At 57.1% G+C, this 2,978-nt stretch carries 4 protein-coding genes; 2 read left to right on the top strand and 2 right to left on the bottom strand.

The genetic code is table 11. The features are described 5' to 3' along the window. The coding region (locus L1D47_RS20440) for a transposase (protein ID WP_239882609.1) at positions 1-175 on the bottom strand (175 nt) is incomplete at its 3' end. A 218-nt stretch (positions 176-393) separates the two neighbouring features. Here L1D47_RS20440 and L1D47_RS20435 point away from each other — a divergent pair. Beyond that, complete coding sequence (locus tag L1D47_RS20435; RefSeq protein ID WP_239886594.1) at positions 394-1,317, top strand: DUF808 domain-containing protein; 924 nt, start codon at positions 394-396, stop codon at positions 1,315-1,317. A gap of 110 nt (positions 1,318-1,427) precedes the next feature. Continuing rightward, the gene (locus L1D47_RS20430; RefSeq protein WP_239886593.1) at positions 1,428-2,075 is read left to right on the top strand and encodes a peptidylprolyl isomerase; all 648 of its coding nucleotides are present in this window, start codon (positions 1,428-1,430) and stop codon (positions 2,073-2,075) included. Positions 2,076-2,079: 4 nt separating this feature from the next. On the opposite strand, the gene L1D47_RS20425 is transcribed toward L1D47_RS20430, so the two are convergent. Next, the gene (locus tag L1D47_RS20425) at positions 2,080-2,973 is read right to left on the bottom strand and encodes a LysR substrate-binding domain-containing protein (protein WP_239886595.1); all 894 of its coding nucleotides are present in this window, start codon (positions 2,971-2,973) and stop codon (positions 2,080-2,082) included. Between the last annotated feature and the right edge of the window lie 5 nt (positions 2,974-2,978).

The raw sequence follows: 2,978 nt of genomic DNA, 5'->3' as shown, positions 1-2,978 counted from the left end.
CTTTGGGGGATACGCCTTGCTTCTCCTGTCGAAGCTGGTTTACCCATTTACGCATGGCTGAATTACTGACGCCCATCGCGCTTGCAGCCTCAGTTATGCTGTATCCCTGTTTCGTTACCAGCTGCGCAGCTTCTAATTTGAACTCTGCACTGAATGTCGGTCTTGTGTTCTTCATTTCTACCACCTTTTCTCTGGAAGTGAGTCTATCACTTCGTCTATTCAGGTGGCCAAATTCACTATGCCACTACAATTTGCATGGGGCTGACTGGAAAAATATTCGTGTTCAGAGTACGTTAGCTGTCAACATTAGCCCTCTAGCGATTAATTGGTTAGAGGCCCCGTGCCCAGTTCGGGTTGTGGGTAAAGGATATTGAGTAGAGAAAAGGAGACAGCATGGCAGGCGCGAGTCTATTGAGCTTGTTGGATGATATTGCAGCCATTTTGGATGATGTGGCCCTGATGAGTAAGGTCGCGGCGCGCAAGACAGCCGGGGTGCTGGGGGATGACCTGGCGTTAAACGCCCAACAGGTATCAGGGGTCAACGCCGATCGTGAGCTGCCCGTGGTGTGGGCGGTGGCCAAGGGCTCGCTGCGAAACAAGCTGATCTTAGTACCGGCGGCGCTCTTGATTAGCGCCTTCATCCCCTGGGCGGTGACGCCGCTGCTGATGTTCGGCGGCTTGTTTCTCTGCTATGAGGGCTTCGAGAAGGTCCACCACTCCATGACCCATAAGCACGAGCCTGCCATGAGTGAGAGCGAGATGGCCAAGGCGGCTGCGGATCTCAAGGCCTTCGAGAAGCAGAAGGTGGCCGGGGCGATCCGTACCGACTTCGTGCTGTCGGCGGAGATCATCGCCATCACCTTAGGCGTGGTGGCCGAGAGCAGTTTCATGACTCAGGTGGTCACCCTGGCAATCATTGCCGTGTTGATGACGGTCGGTGTCTATGGCCTAGTGGCGGGTATCGTTAAGTTGGATGATGCCGGCCTCTACTTGAGCCAGCGCCAGGGCGACGGCCTGCTGCGCCGTCTGGGTCGTAAGTTAGGCGGCGCCCTGGTGAACGCCGCACCCTACCTGATGCGCGGCCTGACTGTGGTGGGCACCATTGCCATGTTCATGGTGGGGGGCGGCATCCTCACCCATGGTATTCATCTGATCGCGGACTATTTTGAGCAGGCGGCCCATTGGGTGGCAGAGCTTAGCCTGGTGGGGCCGGTCTTAGCCTGGATGACCCCGAGTCTGCTCAATGCACTGTTCGGTGTATTGGTGGGCGCCATCGCCCTTGCCATCATGTCGCTTATCGGCCGGCTTCGCCGCTGATTTACGGCTATCGGATGTAGCATAATGTATCAGTAACAACTTGTATCTTATATTGTTTTCTAATTTTCGGACTCGTAACATCCCTCTTGTTACACGCTTTGGGGACTGTGATGAAAAAGCAATTAAGAGGCAAGTTAGCCCTGGGGGCTCTGTTGCTCCTGGGCTTGGGTGGCTGCGGCAGTGAGGCGGGCAGCAACGGGGTGATCGTCAATCCGCCGGTGACCGGCCCTGTGCCCGATATGACCATAGATGCCTGCTTTACCATGACCACGAGTATGGGGAAGATTGGGCTGGGGATAGATAGCCTTCATACGCCGCAATCGGCCGTCAACTTCAGCGACTATGTCGACGCCAAGTTTTACGATGGCACCCTGATCCACAGGGTGAACCATAATTTCATCATTCAGGGGGGCGGTTTCACCTCGGGCATGGTGCCTAAGCCGGGAGGTGCGCCCATATCTAACGAGGCCCGGGTGGGCTTTAGCAATCTCAGGGGCACACTGGCCATGGCGCGTGGGCGTCAGAGTGATTCGGCCACCTCGCAGTTTTTCATCAACATTCTAGACAACCCTCAGCTGGATTACAGCGCCAGCAGCCCAGGCTACGCCGTGTTTGGCAAGGTGCTCTTCGGCATGGAGGTGGTGGACCAGATAGGCATAGTGGTCACCACTCGGGTAGGGGAGTACAGCGATGTCCCGCAGGAGGAGGTCGTTATCGAGCGTATCGCCCCCAGCGAGTGTCCCATCGCAGAAGACTAATAGGCTATTCGCCGCTCGCCTGATGGCGTTTGACCAGGTCTATCATCGCCTGGGCGGCGAAGGAGAGGCTGAGATCTTTGCGCCAAAACAGGCTCATCTGCCAGCTGAGTGCAGTCTGGGTGAGGGGACGGATGACCACACCCTTGGGCAGGTAGCGCTCGGCAATAAACTTAGGCAGCAGCATCACGCCGATCCCGGCGGCGACCAGGGCGACGCCAAACTCGGGTTGGTTCACCTGGGTCGGGTTCTTGATGTTAACGCCCGCCTGCTGACAGGCTTTGATCACCATCTCATGGAGTGAAAATTCCGATTCAAACAGTATCTGTGGCTGGTCATCGAGTTCGCCGAGGGGGATCTCGGCGTGCCTCGCCAGCGGGTGTTCGCTGGGGAGTACCACCACCATGGGCTCGGTATGAATGGCGATCCCCTCATAGCGATCCTTGAGGTCTATGATGCCGGTGGCGAGTTCAATTTCACCCTGTTGTAGGGCCTGTGTCTGCTCCACGCCGCCGCGGACCAGCAGCTGGGTCTCTATCTCTGGATAGGTCTGACGATACTTGGCGATGATGGGCGCAAACAGCTCGGCGCTGCCCAGTGGCGCCAGACCAAGACGCAGTATCCCTAAGTTTAGCCCCTTGAGCTGTGCCAGCTCTTCCATCATTGCCTGCTTGTCTTCCAGCAGTTTAAGGGCGTGGCGATAGACCACCTCGCCATGGGGCGTAAGCTGCACCTTAGTGCCGCGTTTGCCACGGGTGAGCAGGGGCAGATCCAGCTCGCTCTCGAGCTGGGCGATGGACTTGGACAGCGCAGGTTGGCTGATATGGATCCGCTCGGCGGCGCGGTTAAAGCCCCCGGAGGCGACGATTTCGACAAAGTAGTGTAATGCCTTGAGATCCATTGAAT

This window comes from Shewanella sp. Isolate7 (assembly GCF_022398425.1).
Classification (GTDB): domain Bacteria; phylum Pseudomonadota; class Gammaproteobacteria; order Enterobacterales; family Shewanellaceae; genus Shewanella.
This window is presented reverse-complemented; position numbering and strand designations above follow the sequence as displayed.